Source organism: Flagellimonas aquimarina (assembly GCF_003149745.1).
Classification (GTDB): domain Bacteria; phylum Bacteroidota; class Bacteroidia; order Flavobacteriales; family Flavobacteriaceae; genus Flagellimonas; species Flagellimonas aquimarina.
This window is the reverse complement of the sequence record NZ_QGEG01000001.1, coordinates 432,124-453,111: the sequence shown is the minus strand read 5'-3', so window position 1 is coordinate 453,111 and position 20,988 is coordinate 432,124. Positions and strand designations below refer to the sequence as shown.

The window sequence follows — 20,988 nt, the reverse complement described above, 5'->3', positions numbered from 1 at the left end:
CTATATATTTTCTAAGTAAATTCTTTTTAATTTTTTAAGTGCTCTGCTCATTCTGGTTTTAATCGCTCCTGGGGTACTACCTGTTATTTCTGCCAATTCGTTATATCTGATTTCCTGAAACCTGTTTAAAATAACCAATTCACGATCCGTGGCATCCAGCTTGTTCAATGCATTTTGCAAGTGAGAATGTTCTTCACTCCGATCTTCTTGATTTTCCACTTTTTTGTAATCCACCGCGTCTATATCTTCATGATTTTTATGGACTCTTGTAAAATGTGTTTTTAAATCGTTTCTGGCTATGGTAAACAACCAAGCTACAAACGAACCATTTTTGTAAGAGCTTCTATACTTGATAATTTTATAAAAAACATCCTGTGTCAAATCTTCACTCAGCATCTTATCTCCAGACATTTTGTATAAAAAATTATATACGTGTCTGTGATGTCTATCAAAAAGTACCTTGAGTAAATCTAGATTACCGGCAGCAACTTTTTGCATTACTATTTCATCCGAGAGCTCTTCCAAAAGATGTTTTTAGTTGGTCTTCTAACCTATATAATCAGGAATTTATAAAAGGTTACACTGGGAATAAAATTTTTTCAATTTAAATTCCAGAAGCTTAAGAAAGAGGATACTATAAATATGTAGAAATTCCTAGCTGCAACCGCAACCGTCTTGCCCACAAGATTTTGTGGTTTTTTTTCTGTTGAGTATGAATGATTTTGGAAGAATGAATTTTAATGCCAAATATCCAACGGCAATCGCTAAAATTAAATATGCCAATATGTGCTGAAAAATTTCCATTTATTTTAGAATTTGATAGGCCGTCAATGCTACAATATAAGCAAAAGCACTCATAAATATTAGTTGGAGTAAAGGCCATTTCCATGAATTAGTCTCTTTTTTTACGATAGCTAACGTACTCATGCACTGCATAGCGAAAGCGTAAAAAAGCATCAATGAAATACCTGAGGCCAGATTGAACAATGGTTTCTTGCCTGAATGATGAAGTTCTGCAGACATTCTGCTTTTGATTGTTTCTTCTTCGTCATTGCCCACACTATAAATAGTTGCTAGGGTTCCAACAAAGACTTCTCGAGCAGCGAAAGACGTCAATACCGCAATACCAATTTTCCAATCATAGCCCAAAGGCCTAACGATTGGCTCAATAGCTTTTCCCGCATAACCTATATAGGAGTGTTCCAGCTTGTAACTTGCAACTTCCTGTGCCTTGGCTCTCTCTTTTAGTTCTTTTGTCATGATCAGCACAGAATCTTGGAGCGATTTTAGTCCAATGGCATTGGGTTGATCTACAACACTCAATTTGGTGCTCCGCATGTAGGTGTCAATGTTATTCTGAATGTAGTTTTTACTGTAATTGGAAAGGCCTTCATCTTCAATTCTTTTATTAACAATACTTTCGGCGTTCTTAAAATCTTCAGAATGTCCATTAGATCCCAAAAACCAAAGCACAATAGAAATAGCCAGAATGATTTTTCCTGCACCAAAGACAAAACTCTTGGTTTTTTCTATCACTGTATAAGCTACATTTTTTAGAAGAGGAAGTCTATAGGTTGGCATTTCCACCATGAATAGAGAGCTACTTTTAATCTTCAAGATTTTATTCAAAATCATTGCCGAAAAAATGGCCATGCCAAACCCAATAATATACAATAACATCAAGGTCAGGGCTTGGTAACTCAGCCCAAGAATGCGCCCTTTTGGAATTACAAGCGCTATTAGAATCAAATAAATTGGGAGTCTTGCTGAACAAGTAGTAAAAGGTGTGACTAAAATTGTGATGAGTCGTTCTTTCCAATTTTCAATGGTTCTTGTGGCCATCACTGCTGGGATTGCACATGCAGTTCCTGAGATGAGAGGCACCACACTTTTACCGCTAAGACCAAATGGGCGCATGAGTTTGTCCATTAAAAAGACAACCCTGCTCATATAGCCAGTCTCTTCCAACAATGAAATGAACAGAAATAAAAATGCTATTTGCGGAATAAAAATAACAATACCTCCTATGCCCGCCAGTATTCCTTCGGCCAACAAATCGGTAAATACTCCTGGGGGCAACGTATTTTTAATCCATTCCCCGGCCATGGCAAATTGCTCATCAATAAAGTCTTGCGGATAAGTGCTCCAATCAAAAATTGCTTGAAAAATGGTCAATAATATGACCAAAAAAATAACATAACCAAACACCTTATGCGTTAACACTTTATCAAAAGAGGCTCTTAGTCCTTTGGCGGCTTGAAAATCTACCTTGTAGGTTTCTTTCAAGGTGTTATTTATAAACTGATAACGTAAAACGGTTTCTTTATGCTGAAGTTTTTTGAGCTCGTCTTTTGATTTGGTTGAAAAAGAAGTCGCATCCTGAATTCGCTTTTTTTCAATGGGCATAAAGTTTACATCCTGTGTAATGACCAACCATAGTTTATACAAATCCTCTTTTGGAAAAGCCTTTTGCAAGCGCCCAAAATATTCAGGGGAGATTCTAGAAGTATTTACATTGGGCTTTGTTGATAAGGTTTTATAATCGGCAATCAGTTCTTTAATACGTTCAATACCATTTCCCTTGCGCGTACTCACCAAGGCAATTTTGGTATTCAACTTTTCTTCCAATGTTTCAATGTCCAAAGAAATTCCTTTTCTAGACATTCTATCCGCCATGTTAATGACCAAAATTGTGGGGATGCCCAAATCTTTGATCTGCGTAAAGAGCAGCAGATTTCTTTTTAGGTTTTCTACATCACTAACTACTACGGCTACATCTGGATAATCCTTATCGTTTTTGTTCAACAATAATTCAACGACCACGCTCTCATCCAATGAAGTGGTGTTAAGACTGTAGGTGCCAGGAAGGTCAAGAATATGTGCTTTTACACCTCGAGGGAGTTTACAGACACCCTCTTTCTTTTCTACGGTGATGCCAGGATAGTTGCCAACCTTTTGTTTTAGTCCAGTAAGTTGATTGAAGACTGAGGTTTTTCCTGTATTTGGATTGCCAATAAGTGCAACATTTATGTTTTTGCTCATATAGCTTTGGGGTCTTCTAAAATGTCCAGCTCAATCTGTCTGGCAAGGGAACGCCTAATGGCAATGTGACTTCCATTTACGTTGATATAAATAGGGTCTTTCAGCGGTGCAATTTGAACCAATTCTACGCTATTTCCTGGCAAACACCCTAGTTCCATAAGTTTTATGGGAAGAACAATATCTGAAAATTCCTTTATGATTCCTTTTTGTCCGTGTTCTAAATCTGCAACAGTCGCCACTTAACTTATTTAGATTGATTTTAAGTAAGCAAAAGTAAGTAAAAATGGGAACAAAAGATTCTTAAATTTTTATAAAGCTTAAAAGGCTATTCGGTATAGCTGTTTTTTAAGATTTCCAAATCTGTGAGCAGTTTTTGTATTTCTTCTTTATTGGTGCCGTCGTAGAATCCGCGAATCCTTCTTTCCTTGTCCACAAGAATAAAATTTTCGGTATGGATCATATCATATGGACCACCGTCGCCATCATTTTTTACCGCCAAATAGGACTTTCTGGCAAGCTGGTAAATCTGTTTTTTATCTCCGGTAACAAGGTTCCATTTGCTGTCTATAACCCCTTTCTCTAAAGCATATTTTTTTAGTTGGGGCACAGAGTCAATAACCGGTGTCACCGAATGGGAAAGCAACAAAACATCTTGGTCATCCAAAATGGAACTTTGGATTTCTGCCATGTTCTTGGTCATGATGGGACAAATTGTGGGGCAGGTGGTAAAAAAGAAATCGGCCACATAGATTTTGTCTTCATAATCTTGCTGGGTGATCTTTTTCCCATTTTGATTGATCAATTCAAAATCTGAAATGGTATGATATTTCCTTTTGTAATGTAAAGTACTGTCCACCAACTCTTGGCTCACCATGGAGGGTTGAAAAACCGGAAGCATTTTTTTTGGCTGTAAGGCATTGTAAAACAAATAGATAATTACCACAGAGAGTGCTAAAAGCGTTATTCCAAAGAATTTGTATTTAGAAAAAAATGACCTCATCCGTTGCAAAATTACGGCTGACCAAAGGATTCTTCAAGATAAAACATAAGTTTTGGTGCTAAAACTTTCTTAAAACAAAGTGGTGCTAGGTTTTGCCGTTTTTTTATCACTGGCTAAAAGTTTACTTTTGTGCGTTTTAATAGATAAATGCTGATGAATCCTGTAGTAATACAAGTAATACAATTCTTTCTTAGTCTTTCCTTGCTCATTGTTCTTCATGAGTTGGGACATTTTATTCCCGCTAAAATATTTAAGACAAGGGTGGAAAAATTCTATCTCTTTTTTGATGTAAAATATTCCCTTTTTAAGAAAAAGATTGGTGAAACCGTATACGGAATAGGTTGGTTGCCCTTAGGAGGGTATGTGAAAATTGCCGGTATGATTGATGAGAGCATGGATACAGAAGCCATGAAAGAAGAGCCAAAACCATGGGAGTTTCGCAGTAAACCAGCTTGGCAACGTCTTATAATTATGCTTGGTGGTGTAACGGTCAATTTTATTCTAGCTGTTATCATCTATATTGGAATGGCCTATTCTTATGGTGATCAATACATTCCTATGGAAAGCCTACGAGATGGTGTATGGGTGGTAGAAAAAGAAATAGGGGACAAGGTTGGCATACAGACCGGAGATAAAATCATTGCAGTAGATGGGGAAAAACTAAAGACCTTCAACAGCGTTTTTATTGAACTGATAAATGGCAATACCATTACCATAGATAGAGATGGGCAGCAAATCGAAAAAGAAATCCCAGTAGATTTTATTTCCACCTTGTTGGAAGATGAAGAGAAAGTAAGGTTTCTAAGCCTTAGAGCACCCTTTGTAGTGAATAAAGTATCTAAAGGTTCACACAACACGGATGCAGGGTTTAAAACTAAGGACGAGTTTTTGTCCATTAATGGTTCTGAAGCTATTTATAGAGATCAAGTAATGGCCCTTTTAGAGGAGAACAGGGGTAAGAACATCAATATAAAAGTAAATAGGGCAGATGGAACACAGGCTGATTTAACGGCCAGTGTAAATGATGATGCAAAGCTGGGCATAGAGATTGGAGGGTTTACTATGAAGGACCTAGAGGACAGGGGCTACTTTAAGATTCAGACCCAGAAATACACTTTTCTTGAAGCAATACCAGCTGGAATAGATAAAGGGGTAACCACCTTATCTAGTTACGTAAAGCAGCTTAAAAAAATATTCAACCCTTCAACTGGTGCGTATAAAGGTGTTGGCGGTTTTGCCGCTATCGGTAGTATGTTTCCAGATACCTGGGACTGGGCTGCATTTTGGTCCACCACTGCATTGATATCCATTATTCTAGCTTTTATGAACATATTGCCAATACCAGCTTTAGATGGTGGTCATGTAACGTTTTTGCTATATGAAATGGTAACGGGAAAAAAACCCAGCGATAAATTTTTGGAGTATGCACAAATGGTTGGTTTCTTTCTTTTAATAGGATTATTGCTGTTTGCAAATGGCAACGATTTGTATAAATGGCTTTTTAAATAGAAAACCACTTTTTTTGCTTGTTGCATTTTAAAGAAACTCCTATATTTGCACCCGCTTAGGATAAAATATTCCTCCTTAGCTCAGTTGGTTAGAGCATCTGACTGTTAATCAGAGGGTCCTTGGTTCGAGCCCAAGAGGGGGAGCAGTGACAGCCCAGTAAGTACTATTCTTGCTGGGTTTTTTGATTTATAGAAGGTTTTTATCCTAGATTATATTCCAAAACTTAAAAAGTTAACAAATGACATTCCCTTCCAGACTTTCGGTTATCATTCCATTCATACTTTCTGTGTAGTTCTGATATTTTTGTCACGAACGGTTACCCTCCGGTTATAATTAGATAAAATATAGGTCCCCATATTCCGATTGCAATGAGAAGAGGAATCCATATTTTTCGTTTACGATATTTTAAATCAGGTGAGACATTAGGTTTCCAAATTAGTTGCTCAAGAAGATAAACACCCAATATTGTGAGCGGTACTGTAAGCATGTCCTGATCTATTGAGTTTAATAGAGTTCCTTGCAGAACTGAATATAATAGGGCAGAAAGAGCAACCATCCATGCTAACTTCTGCTTTCCTAACCTAGCAAAGTTTACAGCCATTAATATGCCTCCAAAAAGGACTGAGAAAAGTGCCCCATAGACCAAAATGAATTTTGGGCTGTAAAGTAATGGTGCATTCGGATCTTCTGTAACATTGGAGGGTTTCGGTTTTACAATTGACTCGCTCTCTGCAAATGACTCTTTCTTTTCCAGTTCAACGATTAGTTTTTTGACATCCTCCGTTGTCCTTCCTCTTTTCTCGAGTTCCCAACTAGCAGCAAGCACCGCACGTTCTTGAAATCTTGATTTTTTTTCAACATATTCAAGTAGTTCTATATCCGTTTTAGCGGCCATTACTTTAGTAAAAGAATTTGCTTTATTCACATTTAATTTTTTTCAACTGATATTTCCATATTATTTCTTTTTCGCTCATTTAATGTTGCACAATGGTCTTATGTATGATTTCGTCGCGTGTTTTAGCAACTAAATTAGCAAATACAAACCGAATAGAAAATGCGCGAGGATTTTCGTAAGTAAGCTAGTACTAGCAATGAATTATACACGTTGTTGTAGTGTCGTTTTTTATTTTTAATTGTCCCAATAATCACCATTTTTTTATCTTTTCTGAAACTGTTTTGATGAACTGGTTATGTTTTCCAATTGGCTCAAATTCCAATAACTCTAGGTTTTCATTCAACCTTTTTCAATTATTCCATCCTAAAATGTTATTCTCAACCAGTGTGCTTAGCAGCAAACTTTTAGTTTCAATTATTTGGCTATGCGCAAAAAGCAAGAATCAATTTTAAGCGTTCACTCATAACGATTCGATTTGATAGAATTATCTTACTTTTAATGCAAATTAAACCTTATAACATAAATTATGATACTTCGTAAAATATCGATTTGTGCATGGATTCTAATAAGCTTTTTTTTGTTCAGTTGTGACGATGAGTCAACTTTAAATGACGGCCAAGTCAAGGAAATTTCAAACGTGGAATATTTATCCAGCAATCCCTATTCTCACTCAATGGTAACTTTGAGAGATATTCCCAAGGTTCACAATTTTTTAGCCACAAAATCAGGCGGGTCAATTTTTTTTGAAAGCGGTCTATCAAATAAAAATGGTCAGGTAGTTATAAACCAAGATGAAATCTTGATGATTGTGGATACGCTCGGCAATAAGAATTATTCATTTCAATTTCTGTCCACTGAGGCCCCACCCTTTACTTTTTACAATCTGATAGTCCCCATCTCTGCTGACGAAACTCCTAAAGAACCGTATGTTATAAGTTATACCAGCGAACCAGAAACATTGGATACTTTCTTGCAAGATCCAAATTCTACAGGTATCGATTTTGCCAACTTTTCCGGAACCTTGAACATCCATCCATTTGAATATTTTTTCCCTAATGGGACTTATGCCAAAAATAACTGCACGGGACACGATGAATATGGCGACCCAATACTATGTGATGAACTTATAATCGATAGCGGTTCAAATGGCTCAGGTGGTGTTGGAGGTGGTGTTGGAGGTTCAAACAATCCGCCATGGGACCCATATACAGGCTGGTCGGGTACGAGAATTTATCATATTACACCTCAAGACGGTATTTATCGCTACACATCGGCAAGTACTTGTCAACATCCAGGGGAATGCATTATTGTCCATGTTTATGACAATGGCTCAGGTGCATCCCAGAAGAGGATAGTCGATGATTGTATAGGTTGTGATGTAATTCAGCCAGGTGGGGTTCCGGTAAATACAACTCCCAGTCTTTACGCAGGAATTCTAAATACAAAGCTGGATAATATATTGAATACATACCAACTTTCGTTTTTATCTTCAAATAGTAGTATGTGCCAACAAATATTGAACTTTATAAATGCTAATGACAACGATGAAGGAAAAAGATTTGTACTAAGAGCAATTGAAGGGATAATGGAAGGGGAATTTTTTAGTTTTAATTCTATTCTGGTAAGTGAAAGAAATTATACTACAAATAACGAAGTGGTGGTTCCTTTTCCTTTGATAAAATATCCAATTGATAAAGTACTTCTTTATGAACAACAATATCCTAAATTAACTGAATACCTTAAAAACCAAATGCCAAAAGTGGCTGGTATCTCTAAAATTGTTGATGCAATACATGAATTGACAAACATACCAATAACAGATATCAAAAATGATTTGAAATGGGGGGAAGGGCCAATTTTAGAGATAACACAATTAGATAATTTTGTCCCGGGTGTTACAGATGAAGATTCGGCTGGTTTTTTTGATGATAATACCCCTGAAAGGATATATTTAGATGTAGATTATGTTAACGATTTAGAACAGGGAACAACTGATCAGCCCATTGAAGATGAGCTTTTATTTTTCTTAGGAACCACAATCTTACATGAGTACGTTCATTATGGGGATTATTCCCAAGGTTTTGATTATCCAGGGGAAGAGGGACGAATATTCGAAGTTAAGGTCTATGGTTTCAATGTTGGCCCAGACACTGCAAGATTAGTATTAGATAGGATTAATAATTAAATTGGAATATGAATAAGTTGAAATTAATACTTTTCCTATTTCTAATATGCTGCAAGACAAATGTCGAAAAAACTGAAATACGTGAACCAGTGTATCAAGATTGCTTTTCAAAAGAGGAAAGGTCCGGCGCAATAAGTTCGATATTGAAACATCAAAAATTCCAGTTTTTTTTACACCCTGAGGTTAAAGGGAGATTACCTATAAAATTGCTCAAATCAGATTTTATATCAGCCGATATGGATTTGACCATTAATGGCAAAAGAGTGATTTTAAAAAGCAATATTGATGAGGAAAGCAGTACGGTAAACATAAGAATTGATAGTCTTGACTGTGATTTGAAAAAATTCAATTTCTATTTGTACTATCCAATTGAGGGGGCGGTAATTACTGGCACTTCTCAATTAATTGATGAAAAATGGATAATAAAAATAATCAGATCCGGCGAGATGTGATGTTAAATGAAACTCAACCAATGTAACTCGGCGGCGGATACCCACGAAGTTGTAAAAAGTAAGCAGTACTTGCGCGCGTATAGATCCCCCAATTATCTTCCATTCTGTTACTTTGGAAACAATTATGATTGGCGGAACAATAGATGTCACTTGAGTGATTTCATAAACTTCTTTCTTTTAAATTCATTATAGTCATGGATTATCAACCCTTGATTGGTATAAAAATAGATAGAGTCACTACCTACTATCTTTACGACCGAATCACCTACTTGAAGTTTGTCGAACAGCCCTCTATCTAAAACCAACTCCATGCCAGTGTTTAAAAATATCTTGTTCCCTCTTGTGGGATGTATTTCGACTTTTTTAAATAGGGTTGAGTTAAATCCTTCATCCTTGAAATGGTAATAGTCCTTTTTAACAAAATAATCGGTATTGAGATACCAAATCAAAATTCCAATGATTACCAAGAAGACGCCAAGAACAGAGTATTGAACTTGTTTGAAGTTAATCTTATCCATTTGACCTTTTTTGTAAAATTCCCCTTCTAAACTTTAAATCCGCAACCCTGTTCTCTAACCTGGTTTTATCCCTGTAGTAACTGTAAACCCATGCAGCCAATAAAATCGATTTACAAAAAAAAACTCCTTTCCAATAACCTATACTCTCCATCATTGGCCTTGCTCCATATCTTCCGTGCAGAAAAGGTAGCACAGATGAAAACATTATAATCAGTGGAATTGCTACAGGGATCTGTTTCCGAAGATTTGGGATTTGGCTCTGAGCCTTTTGTATTTCTGCATTTATTTCTTCAATAGAAGATAATTGATTTACGGGCATTTCCTTCATGAGCCTAAATTAACCAATTAGAGATTTGGTAAAACCCTGGTCATCTTTTTTTTCATCGTTTTTGAGACTATAGGAAGGTTAAGTTTTGGTAAGTCCTCTGCGCGCGAACAGATAGTCACGAAGTCTAATCCGATACATGTGCGACAGATACCCGAATATTCATATAAAATTCAAAATCTAACCACTACGCGCGCGTTGAGACCACCCAATAATCTTCCATTAGGTAACTCCAAAATATTACTTGCTGGTAAAATTCAAGCGGTCGCTAAAAAGTTCTAGTAGGATGGAAATAAGTAAATTCATAAGTTTATCTCATCTAAGTATTGTGTATATGAACAGAACCTTGACAATAATTATTGCGGTTGCAGCAGTGGCTCTTTTAATTCAGTCTTGCCTTCCCTCTGGCAAACCTAGTAGACCTAATCAAAATTTATTACCTGTAGTCGAAGTCTTTAATGATAAACTTATAAGTGTCAGGAGTGTAAAGAAAAGGGATTTAGAAAAAGCAATTGAGCAGTTTTGTAATATGTACAACCAGGAAAGTTTTAGGGCATTGCCTAGACTATTTGCATTTGGTGAAGAAGAGTTTGTTATTACGTTTCCATATGACATTGATTTCGCTACGTTTTGTGTGTTTGTAAACTATTTGCACTACCCCAACGATATAGGTTATGATCCTGCAATAAGAGGTTGGACCACTGCCAAAGAAAAAGACGAGTGGGTTCAAAGGCCCATTGATAATAAAAAGGTAATGTTGTTCATACCAAAATCCGATGACGAATATGACAATGTCTATTTAACTTCAGAAGAGAATTTCAGTGTTAAGATTGGGTTTGCCATTGGGCATCATTTCAAACCGTTTAGCCATCCAGTGGAGTATTATGAGGAACCCATATATTCTTTTGGAGAACTTGTAGGAAAAGAATTTATAGATTTCAGATAATCTAGGTACACAATGGCGCATATGAAGCCTTCTGTCAAGTTATCCAAAAGTATTCCTTGGTATTAGTTATGCGATAGGAATGGTACTTGCCCATCCTGACCTCAACATCAAACCCCAACTGCACCATTAAGTTCAAATATTGCTGTACGCTCTTTTCGTGGATGCTGAGGTGTTTGTTTATCTCCCTGATAGTCCTGAACTCCGAGAGGAACTTAATGCGCTTAAGGAAGTTAACCGATATTTAATATTTATCCCACTTTATATCCCATATTTTTTAAAGTGAATTCTATCATTTTAGATTAATTTCTTCTGTTAAGTATTATAAATAAAATATTAAAGAAATAGAATTCATGTGATTGTGCTGAAATCAATGTTAGCACCCCAAGAGGGGGAGCATAACGGAAAGCCTTTCGAGAAATCGAGAGGCTTTTTTCTTTGGACAAAAAGGATATTATATAGGCCTCAACCTAAGAATCATACCACCATCAACACCAATATAGATAAGACCATCTGGCCCTTGTTTAACCGCACGTATCCTTCTTCCAAAGCTTTCCAGCAGGCGTTCTTCATGAACAACTTTGCCATTTTTAAATACTAGACGGTTTAAATGGGTTTTTGCCATGGCCCCTATGAATACGTTGCCATTCCATTCTTTAAATGCATTTCCATGATAAAACTCCATACCGCTGGGGGCTATAGAGGGAGTGTAATGATGTATGGGTTGTTCCATTCCCTCTTTATGCGTAATCCCTTCTCCTATTGGGGTGTCATCGTAATCTATACCGTGGCAAATTATGGGCCACCCATAATTAAGACCTGGTTTAACAAGATTTAGTTCATCCCCTCCTTTTGGTCCGTGCTCATGCAACCAGAGTGCATTGGTTTTGGGATGTAGCGTTAACCCCTGAGGGTTTCTATGTCCAAAACTCCAGATTTCTGGCTTTGCATTTTTTGTATCAACAAAAGGGTTGTCTTTAGGGATTTGGCCATCTTCAAAAATGCGCATTACTTTTCCTAAATGATTGTTCAAGGTCTGGGCAGAATCCTTTAGGTCATAACGATCTCCCATGGTAAAAAACAAATACCCATCCTTTAAAACCATCCTTGAACCATAATGACTTGGTGATTCATAAAATGGATACGCCGTAAAAATACGTTCTACATTGATCAGCGAATCACCTTTGAGCTTTCCCCTTTCAATGGACATAGAACTACTGATACTGTCCCCAATTGAGTGTGAGAAATAAAGCCATCCATTTTGTTCATATTTTGGGTGGGGCAATATGTCCAACGCTCCTCCATCTCCTTTGCAATAGGATTTAGGAACTCCCTTGAGCATTTTCTTTTCTCCAGAGTCAATATCGACCAATAATATTTCTCCAGCAAACCTATTGGTGACAAGCATTTTTCCGTTGGGTAAGAATGAAATTCCAAAGGGGACACGGATGCTGTCTGCTACTTTCTCTAACCTAAAATTGATTTCTTCGCTTTTAAACGTCCATGCCTGCTCTTCATCTGTACAGTTAAAAAATAGGAGAGACAACCAAATACCAATTAATAACAAACAAGAATGGTCCTTATATTTCATGAGCAACAATTATGAACTAATGACAGGAATATCCATTATTCTTTGGATAACAAATGTTGAATTTAGATAGTACTATGATGGATTTATAAATTGATTATAATCTATCGGGGTTAAAAATTCTTTTTCAATGTATTTCACAAAACAAAACCTTGAAAGTTTCATGAAAACCTTTCTACAAATACATTAACTTAGAAGAATATATATGTTCTATGAGAGAAGAACTTTTAAGCACTTTTGGAACCCAGTTTGAACAACCTCTTATTGATGAAATTGTTGCTGTAGGCAAGTTGGTAGAAGTGCCAGCAGGAGAAACTATAATGGATATTGGTAATTATGTAAGATTTATGCCATTATTGCTCTCGGGTGCCATTAAAGTATTGCGAGAGGATGACGAAGGTGATGAGTTGCTCCTGTATTATTTGGAGCAAGGGGAAACCTGTTCGGTAACCATGGCCTGTTGTATGGGGCAGACAAAAAGTGAGATCAGGGCCATTACAGAAACCGAAACGAAAATAGTTATGGTGCCCGTACCTAAAATGGAGGAGTGGATGGCAAAATACAAAGGATGGCGCAACTATGTTTTTGAAAGTTACCATAATCGTTTGAACGAATTACTAAATACCGTAGATAGTATAGCATTTAAAAATTTGGACCAAAGGTTGGTGGCATACCTTAAAAAGAAAGCACAGGTTACAAATGATGATTGTATTAGAAACACACATCAAGAGATAGCTTACGACTTACATACTTCTAGAGTTGTGATTTCCAGACTATTAAAAAAACTAGAGAAAATGAAAAAATTGGTGTTGCATAGGAACCATATTCAAATAGTAGATTTATAAGTTTGTGTCCTTTGTTACTGTAATTGATCACTGCACACCTTATTTTTACAAAAAATTCAACTAAATGCTCAAACGGTATCTTCCATTTTTATCATGGATACCCGAATACAATCGTTCTTTTCTCTTAAAGGATATGATTGCCGGTATTACCGTAGGGGTCATGCTCATTCCTCAAGGAATGGCGTATGCCTTAATTGCTGGTCTTCCACCTGTTTATGGTCTGTATGCAGCTTTGGTGCCTAACTTAATCTATGCTTTTACTGGGTCTAGCAGAAAATTGGCAGTAGGTCCTGTAGCTCTAGACTCGCTGATTGTTGCTTCAAGTTTGGCAGCCATGAAGTTGGCAAACATTGATGATTATATTAGCATGGCTATTTTTTTAGCGCTATTTGTTGGAAGCATTCAATTAATAATGGGCTTTATGCGCCTTGGTTTCCTCTCTAATTTCTTATCAAAACCGGTGGTAAGTGGTTTTACCTCCGCAGCTGCCCTTGTTATTGCAATAAGTCAGCTTAAGCATTTTTTTGGATTGGAAATAAGCACTAACAATACCTTAAAAACGCTTCAAGCAATTTTTGGCGCGTTGTCGGAGACGAATTTTTACGATTTGAGCATAGGTTTTGCAGCTGTTTTGGTGATTTTAGGATTAAAAAGACTGAACAGAAAATTACCGGCCGCAATGGTGGTCGTTATTTTATCGATCTTAGGAATCTTTTTTTTCATGGTAAATGATACAGATGTGCACATTGTTGGTCAGATACCAAAAGGATTACCTGCTTTTAAGATGCCTCAACTAGATATTGATGTAATAATAAAAGCTTTTCCAACGGCTATGGCGTTGGCCTTTATTGCCTTTGCAGAAGCAATGACAATAGCAAAGGCGGTGGAGGATCAAAGTAATGAATACCATACGGAACCTAACCAAGAATTAAGGGCTTTAGGAATTTCCAATATCATAGGTTCTCTTTTTCAATCCTTTCCAGCGAACGCGGGTCTATCAAGAACCGCTGTCAATGTAAATGAAGGAGCTAAAACTGGTGTTGCCTCTTTGGTGAGCGTTTTGGTCGTAGGTTTAACATTGCTATTTCTAACACCGTTCTTTTATTATCTGCCAAAATCGGTTTTAGGGGCCATTATATTGGTTGCGGTCTATGGTTTGGTTGATTTAAAATATCCGAAACAATTATGGAAGCAACGTAAAGACGAGTTCTTTTTATTGGTGGTTACGTTTCTTACCACCTTGCTGATAGGAATTTCCCAGGGAATAATTTTTGGTGTGCTGTTTTCACTCTTATTGTTGGTCAACAGGACATCAAAGCCCCATATTGCCATTTTGGGTCGTATAAAGGGCACTGATTATTTTAAAAACGTGAATCGTTTCAGCAATGATATTGAACTGTTCGATAATATATTGGTTCTTCGTTTTGATGGACAATTATACTTTGCCAATAAAGACTATTTTAAAACAGAATTGTATAAAAACATTAAAGAGAAGCGGGGTGCTCTAAAGTATATCATTTTAAATGCTGAGGCAATTAATTATATAGACAGCAGCGCTTTGAATATGTTGAGTCAAGTAGTAAATGACTTAAAAACAAAAGATATTGCATTGCTCATTGCTGGTGTTATTGGACCTACTCGTGATATCTTATTTTCCAGTGGATTGGTTAAAAAAATAGGGAAAGAGAATCTGTTTGTCAGGACTAGCGAAGCCTTTGAGTACTGCACCAACCAAAAAGAGAAAAATAGCATTCAAGACAAAGTTTCATTACAATCTAAAACAAAGCATTTGTAACTTTGGTAACTGCATAGGTCGCAAGCCAATCTTATTTTTGACAACAAAATTATAACAGATGAAAATAGAACAAATATATACTGGATGTTTGGCCCAAGGCGCATATTATATTGAAAGCGAAGGAGAAGTGGCAATTATTGATCCTTTGAGAGAGATAAAGCCTTATTTAAAAAGAGCGCAAGAAGACGGTGCTGAAATTAAATACATTTTTGAAACCCATTTCCACGCAGACTTTGTAAGTGGGCATGTTACATTATCTAAGGAAACAGGAGCGCCCATTGTTTTTGGCCCTAATGCCAATCCTTCCTTTGATGCTGTTATCGCCACGGATGGGCAGGAGTTTAAACTGGGTAAATTAACTATCAAGATTTTGCATACTCCTGGGCATACTATGGAAAGCACTACTTTTTTATTAATGGATGAAACAGGGAGAGACCATGCTATTTTTAGTGGGGATACTTTGTTTTTAGGTGATGTGGGAAGGCCAGATTTAGCACAAAAGGCTGCGCACATGACTCAAGAAGAACTGGCAGGAACCTTGTTCGATAGCCTCAGAAACAAAATAATGCCTTTGGCAGATGATATTATCGTGTACCCAGCTCATGGGGCAGGCTCAGCATGTGGAAAGAATATGATGAAGGAAACCGTCGACACTTTGGGCAATCAAAAGAAAATGAATTATGCTTTGCGTTCAGATATGACCAAGGAAGAATTCATAAAAGAAGTTACAGAGGGCCTTTTGCCACCACCACAATATTTCCCATTAAACGTAAAGATGAACAAAGAGGGTTATGAGGATATTGATGATGTATTGCAAAGAGGAACCCAAGCTTTATCACCAGATGCTTTTGAAACTGCAGCAAACGAAACAGGAGCCATAGTTTTAGATGTGCGTCACCAAGACGATTTTGCAAAAGGTCATGTGCCTAGGTCTATTTTTATTGGATTGGGCGGAAGTTTTGCCCCTTGGGTGGGAGCCCTAATTGCAGACGTAAAACAACCCATACTTTTGGTCACACCCAAAGGAAAAGAAGAAGAAACAATAACCCGCTTATCCAGAGTAGGTTTTGATGGTACTTTGGGCTATCTTGAAGGAGAAATGGCATCATGGAAAGAAGCGGGAAAGGAAATTGACACCGTAAAAAGTATCAATGCAGATGAATTTAAGCAAAGACTAACTGATAAAGTTCCTGTATTTGATGTTCGCAAAGAAACCGAATATTCAGCTGAACATGTTGGCGACGCTATGTTGACGCCATTGGATTTCATCAATGATCACTTATCCGAGTTTCCCGAAAAAGAGACTTTTTACGTTCATTGTGCAGGAGGTTATAGAAGTATGATTGCTGCTTCAATCCTTAAGAGCAGAGGAATTCATAACTTGGTAGATGTGGCCGGAGGATTTAAAGCTATCAAGGAAGCTGGAATTCCGGTAACAGACTTTGTCTGCCCTACAACCTTAAAATAAGCTATTATGAAAAGTGTATTGAAGATTTCCCTATTTAGTTTTTGTTTTCTATTACTCGCTTCCTGTAAGACTAAGGAAGAAGGTACAATAGTAAAAATTGATAAAAAAACCGTTAAGACCGACGTGGTGGGAAATGATGTGCAATTTATCGATGTGCGAACACCAGAAGAATACAAAGATGGTCGTATTGATGATGCCATAAATTTCAATTTCAAAGATAGTACTGCATTTTTAAGTCAAATAGCTACTCTTAACAAAGAAGAACCTGTCTATCTCTATTGTAGAAGAGGAACAAGAAGTAACAATGCGGCTATATTGTTAAAGACCAAGGGCTTCAAAAAAATCTTCGACTACTCCGGCGGATATGATGATTGGAGTGCTACAGAGTAATTGTTCTTAGTTGTGTAACTCTCGTTACTGACCATCGTGTTCATGATGTTTAATTTTAAGAATTCTTAAAAACATGAATATGTCGATTTTAGATTTTTTGTTCAAAAAGCAGACTAATATAGAAGCCAGTGAGGTACTGAATGCTGAGGACTTTAGAAATGCCATCTCTAATAAAAAGGTACAATTGGTAGATGTAAGAACTTCAAGGGAGTTTACTTCTGGGCATATCAAGGGAGCTCAAAACATTGATTTTTTCAAGCAACCCGAATTTAAGGCCACTTTTTCTAAAATGAATAAGGACGAACCAGTTTACCTATATTGTCAATCAGGGAACAGAAGTCAAAAAGCTGCAAAAAAACTTGTGGCCATGGGCTTTAGCACTGTTTATGATTTACGTGGAGGCTATAGCATGTGGAAGTATTAAACCAAAAACCATTTGGAATGAAAACAACACTTCAAATTCAAAACCTAAAATGTGGAGGCTGTTCCAAAACAATTAAGGATAAGCTATCAAAACTAGATGGGATTGATGAAATAATGATTGATCAAGAAACGTCATCGGTCATATTTAAATATCAAGACGTCAATGTAATTGGGGTTGTCAAAGATAGACTTAGAGCATTGGGATACCCTGCGATTGATGACGAAAATGGGATATTGCAAAAAGCAAAGTCGTTTGTAAGTTGTGCCAATGGAAAGTTTATGAGCAGCTGATTTGTTGGAACGACTATCTGGTTTAAGGATTTTTTATTAGAATTACGGCTTGGTTTTTTTAAAACCATAAACCAATTGTCCCCAAAAGCTTTTAGGAAACGCTTGGTCACCTGGGTATCCTAGTTCAATTTTACCACTGCTTTCTGGAATGTAATTGGTGCCAAAAAGATAATCCCAGAGACTTAGGCTAATTCCAAAATTAACCCCAAACTTTCCTTTGGGAAGGATATAGGAATGGTGGTACAAATGCATTACCGGATTATTTAAAAGATATTTTAAAGGACCATAGGTAAGTTTAATGTTGGCATGGTTTAAATGACCAATGGCAATGGCAGCAAAATGAACAATATAGGCTTGTTCTGGCTCAAACCCTCCCAAAATCATAACCCCAAATGTCTTCAAAGGCTTGTAAAATATGTTTTCCATCCAGTGGTAACGTAAGTGTGCCGCAAACCCCATTTCTTTTACACTGTGGTGTACTTGATGAAATCGCCATAGAAAAGGAAACTTGTGTAATAGCACATGGGTAAACCATTGAACAAAGTCTAGAATGATAAAGAAAATAAGCAGTTGAGACCAAATTGGCCAATTTGAAAAATCAATGATGGCAACACTATTGGCAGTAACCCCAATAGTGCCTAACAAAAGCTCCAACATTTTGTAGACACCACTGATAACAATGGCGAAAATGAAAAAATTGAAGAACATATAGAAGCCATCCAGCCAAAAATCTTTTCTAAAAATGGATTGATCCTTACGCCATGGAAATATAATTTCCAATCCCCATACAAGAAGAGAAATAAGAATTAAGCCCCAAAAATAATTGGTATACCATGGTACTTCAAATAAGACAGATTTCCAAGTCCATTGAGCGGTTCCTAAAAAACCATTGATAAAAGCTTCAAAATAGTCTTGCATAGAATCAGTATTGGGCTATAACAAATATCCTAAAATTAAAAGTAGCATAAAATTGTAAACAGCAATGTAACTAAGGTTACTGAATAGCTTGTGGATGTATGTTAATTTTGAATGACCAACCAAAAGATGATATTGATATTTTCTTAATTGAAAACTGTAAAATGAAGATATTATGAAAAAGAATATGAGTGGGCTTGACCGTTTTATAAGGCTGATAGTGGCGGTAGTTGTGTTTGGCTTATACTATTTTAATGTTATAGAGGGTACTCTTGCTTACATCTTAATGGCTTTAGCGGGAATATTTGTTATTACCAGCTTTGTGAGCTTTTGTCCTTTATATGCTCTTTTTAGAGTGAACAGTATTAAGCAGAAAAAATAGTTTTTTGATTGATTGTTTTTGATACACCTCGATATTTATTGTCGAGGTGTATTTTTACCAATTTAGGTTGTTTGAGAAATATCATGTTTTATAAGTAATATGCCAATTAAATTTGGTTTTCATAAAATTGAAAAAGGATGAAATTACTTCACATAATTCCGTTGGTTTCTTGGGAAAATGGTATTTGGATGATCGGTGTTTTCGCTGCTGTTGTAATTGCTTTGGTAGGAGCAGTTTTGGCGTTGATGAGCAGTGGAAAAAGAGAAGGCCCTAAAAAGCCTTAGTTCCAATTTTCCAAAATCTTTAGTACACCATATTCAAGACTATTGTCTTAAAACAAAAGTCACTAAATTGATGGCTTAATCTTTATTGCTAGAAATTTTAAATGGATTTACTCTATAGACCTTGGCCATGGTATGTATCTGGCCCATTGATTGCGTTGGTCATGTTCATATTGATCATGATCGGCAAACGTTTTGGCATGTCGTCCAATTTAAAGACCCTTTGCACTATGTGCGGGGCTGGAAAACATTCAAATTTCTTTAGGTTCGATTGGAAGTCGCAAAAATGGAACCTTGTGGTGGTTGTAGGAACCATTATCGGTGGTTTTATTGGCTCCAACTTTTTGTCTTCAGATCTGTCTGTAAACATTAGTGCGGATACAATATCAGAATTAAAATCCTTAGGTTTCAATAGTTCTGGTACCGCTTACCTCCCAACGGAACTGTTTAGCACAGCCGTGTTTTCAGATATAAAAGGCATGACATTATTGATTATTGGGGGGCTTCTTGTAGGTTTCGGAGCCCGCTATGCTGGCGGCTGTACCTCTGGTCATGCTATTTCTGGTTTGAGCAATTTGCAAAAACCTTCATTAATTGCGGTTATTGGCTTTTTTATTGGAGGCCTTTTTATGGTTCATGTTTTATTCCCTTTTATTTTTTGATTATGAGAACTTTTATATATCTGGTTATCGGTATTTTTTTCGGTATTTTGCTGTTCAAATCAGAAGCTGCCTCTTGGTTCAGGATTTACGAAATGTTTCAGTTTGATTCATTTCATATGTATGGAATCATAGGCTCTGCACTAGTTATTGGAGTAGTTGGTATACAGCTGATAAAAAGATTTAAAATCAAATCTTTTTATGGTGAAGAAATTAATATACCTCCCAAAGAAAGAGGATTTAAAAGATATTTGATAGGAGGCATCCTCTTTGGATTGGGTTGGGCACTTGCAGGTGCATGCCCCGGACCTATATTTACCTTGTTGGGGGCTGGTTTTCTTCCTATTGTAGTAGTTTTGATTTCTGCAGTTTTGGGAACCTACATCTACGGACTGCTCAAAGATAAATTACCGCATTAAAAATTCTTTTTGGCAAAAAACATATTTTTGCAATCCATTTATGGCAATGGCCCCGTAGTTCAATGGATAGAATAGAAGTTTCCTAAACTTTAGATGCAAGTTCGATTCTTGCCGGGGCTACTTTTTTAGCCGCAAAGAGTATCCCATGTTAACATTACCCTAAAATTACCTTTCACTCTGGATTTCTCTTGTCCATTGCCTTGGGCACATAAAATGTCTTAGAATATTTAGCAGCTCATATTGTTGGGTCCCGATTTCAATTATGGCTAATTCTCGCTTCATTTGATTCCTTAAAATATTGCACTTTCAGAATTTTATTGAGGATTTTCGACTATATATACAGTTTAAGTCTCATAATAAAGACGTAAGTGGTTATTACCGACATTAAGTTTATGTCAAGGATAAAAATTCTTCCTCCCATAATATATTAATAATTAATTACTTATAAAATTTTACGTAAAAAACACTAGAAAACTAAGGTTTTTATATAATAAAAAAATACAATATTTTCCTACATTGTTGTTGTGAAACTGCAAAACCGATGTCTCAATATTTCTTTTCAATAGGTATCAGAGATTTTTCATGGGACCCATTCAATATGTGCGAGGGCCAGAAAAAAAAACTTGAGTCAATTTATAAATTGATATAAAAAATTGGACAACT

23 protein-coding genes and 2 tRNA genes are annotated in these 20,988 nt (G+C 36.5%); 16 read left to right on the top strand and 9 right to left on the bottom strand.

Features of this window, described 5'->3' with window-relative positions; all coding sequences use genetic code 11:
* From DKG77_RS02005 to DKG77_RS01990, 4 genes are all read right to left on the bottom strand, one after another.
* The gene (locus DKG77_RS02005; protein ID WP_133248407.1) at positions 1–525 is read right to left on the bottom strand and encodes an RNA polymerase sigma factor; all 525 of its coding nucleotides are present in this window, start codon (positions 523–525) and stop codon (positions 1–3) included.
* Between the two features lie 279 nt (positions 526–804).
* A complete protein-coding gene (gene feoB / locus DKG77_RS02000; protein WP_109659688.1) occupies positions 805–3,042 on the bottom strand; it encodes a ferrous iron transport protein B in 2,238 nt (745 codons plus the stop codon).
* Positions 3,039–3,281, bottom strand: coding sequence for a FeoA family protein (locus DKG77_RS01995; RefSeq protein ID WP_109659686.1), 243 nt, complete (start codon positions 3,279–3,281; stop codon positions 3,039–3,041). Before DKG77_RS01995 ends, feoB begins: the two co-directional genes overlap by 4 nt.
* Before the next feature lie 86 nt (positions 3,282–3,367).
* The gene (locus DKG77_RS01990) at positions 3,368–4,042 is read right to left on the bottom strand and encodes an SCO family protein (RefSeq protein WP_109659684.1); all 675 of its coding nucleotides are present in this window, start codon (positions 4,040–4,042) and stop codon (positions 3,368–3,370) included.
* A gap of 153 nt (positions 4,043–4,195) precedes the next feature.
* Between DKG77_RS01990 and rseP the strand changes: the two genes are divergently transcribed.
* Positions 4,196–5,551, top strand: a complete 1,356-nt coding sequence (gene rseP / locus DKG77_RS01985; protein ID WP_109659682.1) for an RIP metalloprotease RseP — start codon at positions 4,196–4,198, stop codon at positions 5,549–5,551.
* A 69-nt stretch (positions 5,552–5,620) separates the two neighbouring features.
* Positions 5,621–5,694: transfer RNA gene (locus tag DKG77_RS01980), tRNA-Asn, on the top strand.
* 173 nt (positions 5,695–5,867) lie between these two features.
* On the opposite strand, the gene DKG77_RS01975 is transcribed toward DKG77_RS01980, so the two are convergent.
* Positions 5,868–6,476, bottom strand: a complete 609-nt coding sequence (locus tag DKG77_RS01975; protein WP_133248406.1) for a hypothetical protein — start codon at positions 6,474–6,476, stop codon at positions 5,868–5,870.
* 496 nt (positions 6,477–6,972) lie between these two features.
* Between DKG77_RS01975 and DKG77_RS01970 the strand changes: the two genes are divergently transcribed.
* Complete coding sequence (locus DKG77_RS01970) at positions 6,973–8,631, top strand: hypothetical protein (RefSeq protein WP_109659678.1); 1,659 nt, start codon at positions 6,973–6,975, stop codon at positions 8,629–8,631.
* 143 nt (positions 8,632–8,774) lie between these two features.
* A complete protein-coding gene (locus tag DKG77_RS01965; RefSeq protein WP_133248405.1) occupies positions 8,775–9,083 on the top strand; it encodes a hypothetical protein in 309 nt (102 codons plus the stop codon).
* 146 nt (positions 9,084–9,229) lie between these two features.
* On the opposite strand, the gene DKG77_RS01960 is transcribed toward DKG77_RS01965, so the two are convergent.
* Both DKG77_RS01960 and DKG77_RS01955 read right to left on the bottom strand, forming a co-directional pair.
* The gene (locus DKG77_RS01960) at positions 9,230–9,601 is read right to left on the bottom strand and encodes a hypothetical protein (RefSeq protein ID WP_109659674.1); all 372 of its coding nucleotides are present in this window, start codon (positions 9,599–9,601) and stop codon (positions 9,230–9,232) included.
* A complete protein-coding gene (locus tag DKG77_RS01955) occupies positions 9,594–9,929 on the bottom strand; it encodes a hypothetical protein (RefSeq protein ID WP_109659673.1) in 336 nt (111 codons plus the stop codon). The genes DKG77_RS01960 and DKG77_RS01955 overlap by 8 nt, the downstream gene beginning before the upstream one ends.
* Positions 9,930–10,260: 331 nt before the next feature.
* Between DKG77_RS01955 and DKG77_RS01950 the strand changes: the two genes are divergently transcribed.
* Positions 10,261–10,872, top strand: coding sequence for a hypothetical protein (locus tag DKG77_RS01950; protein ID WP_109659671.1), 612 nt, complete (start codon positions 10,261–10,263; stop codon positions 10,870–10,872).
* Between the two features lie 451 nt (positions 10,873–11,323).
* On the opposite strand, the gene DKG77_RS01945 is transcribed toward DKG77_RS01950, so the two are convergent.
* Positions 11,324–12,460 (bottom strand): PQQ-dependent sugar dehydrogenase, encoded by a 1,137-nt coding sequence (locus DKG77_RS01945; RefSeq protein ID WP_109659670.1) that lies wholly within the window; start codon positions 12,458–12,460, stop codon positions 11,324–11,326.
* 209 nt (positions 12,461–12,669) lie between these two features.
* Here DKG77_RS01945 and DKG77_RS01940 point away from each other — a divergent pair, with 209 nt between their 5' ends.
* The 6 genes from DKG77_RS01940 (at position 12,670) to DKG77_RS01915 (ending at position 17,669) form a co-directional block, all read left to right on the top strand.
* Positions 12,670–13,302, top strand: a complete 633-nt coding sequence (locus DKG77_RS01940; RefSeq protein ID WP_109659668.1) for a Crp/Fnr family transcriptional regulator — start codon at positions 12,670–12,672, stop codon at positions 13,300–13,302.
* Between the two features lie 64 nt (positions 13,303–13,366).
* Complete coding sequence (locus tag DKG77_RS01935; protein WP_109659666.1) at positions 13,367–15,097, top strand: SulP family inorganic anion transporter; 1,731 nt, start codon at positions 13,367–13,369, stop codon at positions 15,095–15,097.
* A gap of 58 nt (positions 15,098–15,155) precedes the next feature.
* On the top strand, positions 15,156–16,565 hold the full coding sequence (locus DKG77_RS01930; protein WP_109659664.1) for an MBL fold metallo-hydrolase: 1,410 nt from the start codon (positions 15,156–15,158) through the stop codon (positions 16,563–16,565).
* A gap of 6 nt (positions 16,566–16,571) precedes the next feature.
* Positions 16,572–16,955 carry a rhodanese-like domain-containing protein gene (locus DKG77_RS01925; protein ID WP_109659662.1) on the top strand — a complete coding sequence of 128 codons (384 nt, stop codon included), beginning with the start codon at positions 16,572–16,574 and terminating at the stop codon, positions 16,953–16,955.
* Positions 16,956–17,034: 79 nt separating this feature from the next.
* Complete coding sequence (locus DKG77_RS01920; RefSeq protein ID WP_109659660.1) at positions 17,035–17,379, top strand: rhodanese-like domain-containing protein; 345 nt, start codon at positions 17,035–17,037, stop codon at positions 17,377–17,379.
* A 17-nt stretch (positions 17,380–17,396) separates the two neighbouring features.
* Complete coding sequence (locus tag DKG77_RS01915) at positions 17,397–17,669, top strand: heavy-metal-associated domain-containing protein (protein ID WP_109661380.1); 273 nt, start codon at positions 17,397–17,399, stop codon at positions 17,667–17,669.
* A gap of 42 nt (positions 17,670–17,711) precedes the next feature.
* Here DKG77_RS01915 and DKG77_RS01910 read toward each other — a convergent pair whose 3' ends face one another.
* Positions 17,712–18,587, bottom strand: a complete 876-nt coding sequence (locus tag DKG77_RS01910) for a sterol desaturase family protein (protein WP_109659658.1) — start codon at positions 18,585–18,587, stop codon at positions 17,712–17,714.
* A gap of 172 nt (positions 18,588–18,759) precedes the next feature.
* Between DKG77_RS01910 and DKG77_RS01905 the strand changes: the two genes are divergently transcribed.
* From DKG77_RS01905 to DKG77_RS01890, 5 genes are all read left to right on the top strand, one after another.
* The gene (locus DKG77_RS01905) at positions 18,760–18,966 is read left to right on the top strand and encodes a YgaP family membrane protein (protein WP_109659656.1); all 207 of its coding nucleotides are present in this window, start codon (positions 18,760–18,762) and stop codon (positions 18,964–18,966) included.
* A 137-nt stretch (positions 18,967–19,103) separates the two neighbouring features.
* Positions 19,104–19,250, top strand: a complete 147-nt coding sequence (locus DKG77_RS16930; RefSeq protein WP_165819333.1) for a hypothetical protein — start codon at positions 19,104–19,106, stop codon at positions 19,248–19,250.
* A gap of 101 nt (positions 19,251–19,351) precedes the next feature.
* Positions 19,352–19,909, top strand: a complete 558-nt coding sequence (locus tag DKG77_RS01900) for a YeeE/YedE family protein (RefSeq protein ID WP_109659654.1) — start codon at positions 19,352–19,354, stop codon at positions 19,907–19,909.
* 2 nt (positions 19,910–19,911) lie between these two features.
* Positions 19,912–20,325 (top strand): DUF6691 family protein, encoded by a 414-nt coding sequence (locus tag DKG77_RS01895; RefSeq protein ID WP_109659652.1) that lies wholly within the window; start codon positions 19,912–19,914, stop codon positions 20,323–20,325.
* A 48-nt stretch (positions 20,326–20,373) separates the two neighbouring features.
* Positions 20,374–20,445 (top strand) — tRNA-Arg (locus tag DKG77_RS01890).
* Positions 20,446–20,988: the final 543 nt, after the last annotated feature.

Coding starts and splice junctions, on each gene's coding strand:
- feoB (WP_109659688.1), bottom strand. CDS start 3,042: ATGAGCAAAAACATAAATGTTGCACTTATTGGCAATCCAAATACAGGA.
- DKG77_RS01990 (WP_109659684.1), bottom strand. CDS start 4,042: ATGAGGTCATTTTTTTCTAAATACAAATTCTTTGGAATAACGCTTTTA.
- rseP (WP_109659682.1), top strand. CDS start 4,196: ATGAATCCTGTAGTAATACAAGTAATACAATTCTTTCTTAGTCTTTCC.
- DKG77_RS01970 (WP_109659678.1), top strand. CDS start 6,973: ATGATACTTCGTAAAATATCGATTTGTGCATGGATTCTAATAAGCTTT.
- DKG77_RS01960 (WP_109659674.1), bottom strand. CDS start 9,601: ATGGATAAGATTAACTTCAAACAAGTTCAATACTCTGTTCTTGGCGTC.
- DKG77_RS01955 (WP_109659673.1), bottom strand. CDS start 9,929: ATGAAGGAAATGCCCGTAAATCAATTATCTTCTATTGAAGAAATAAAT.
- DKG77_RS01950 (WP_109659671.1), top strand. CDS start 10,261: ATGAACAGAACCTTGACAATAATTATTGCGGTTGCAGCAGTGGCTCTT.
- DKG77_RS01945 (WP_109659670.1), bottom strand. CDS start 12,460: ATGAAATATAAGGACCATTCTTGTTTGTTATTAATTGGTATTTGGTTG.
- DKG77_RS01940 (WP_109659668.1), top strand. CDS start 12,670: ATGAGAGAAGAACTTTTAAGCACTTTTGGAACCCAGTTTGAACAACCT.
- DKG77_RS01935 (WP_109659666.1), top strand. CDS start 13,367: ATGCTCAAACGGTATCTTCCATTTTTATCATGGATACCCGAATACAAT.
- DKG77_RS01930 (WP_109659664.1), top strand. CDS start 15,156: ATGAAAATAGAACAAATATATACTGGATGTTTGGCCCAAGGCGCATAT.
- DKG77_RS01925 (WP_109659662.1), top strand. CDS start 16,572: ATGAAAAGTGTATTGAAGATTTCCCTATTTAGTTTTTGTTTTCTATTA.
- DKG77_RS01920 (WP_109659660.1), top strand. CDS start 17,035: ATGTCGATTTTAGATTTTTTGTTCAAAAAGCAGACTAATATAGAAGCC.
- DKG77_RS01915 (WP_109661380.1), top strand. CDS start 17,397: ATGAAAACAACACTTCAAATTCAAAACCTAAAATGTGGAGGCTGTTCC.
- DKG77_RS01910 (WP_109659658.1), bottom strand. CDS start 18,587: ATGCAAGACTATTTTGAAGCTTTTATCAATGGTTTTTTAGGAACCGCT.
- DKG77_RS01905 (WP_109659656.1), top strand. CDS start 18,760: ATGAAAAAGAATATGAGTGGGCTTGACCGTTTTATAAGGCTGATAGTG.
- DKG77_RS16930 (WP_165819333.1), top strand. CDS start 19,104: ATGAAATTACTTCACATAATTCCGTTGGTTTCTTGGGAAAATGGTATT.
- DKG77_RS01900 (WP_109659654.1), top strand. CDS start 19,352: ATGGATTTACTCTATAGACCTTGGCCATGGTATGTATCTGGCCCATTG.
- DKG77_RS01895 (WP_109659652.1), top strand. CDS start 19,912: ATGAGAACTTTTATATATCTGGTTATCGGTATTTTTTTCGGTATTTTG.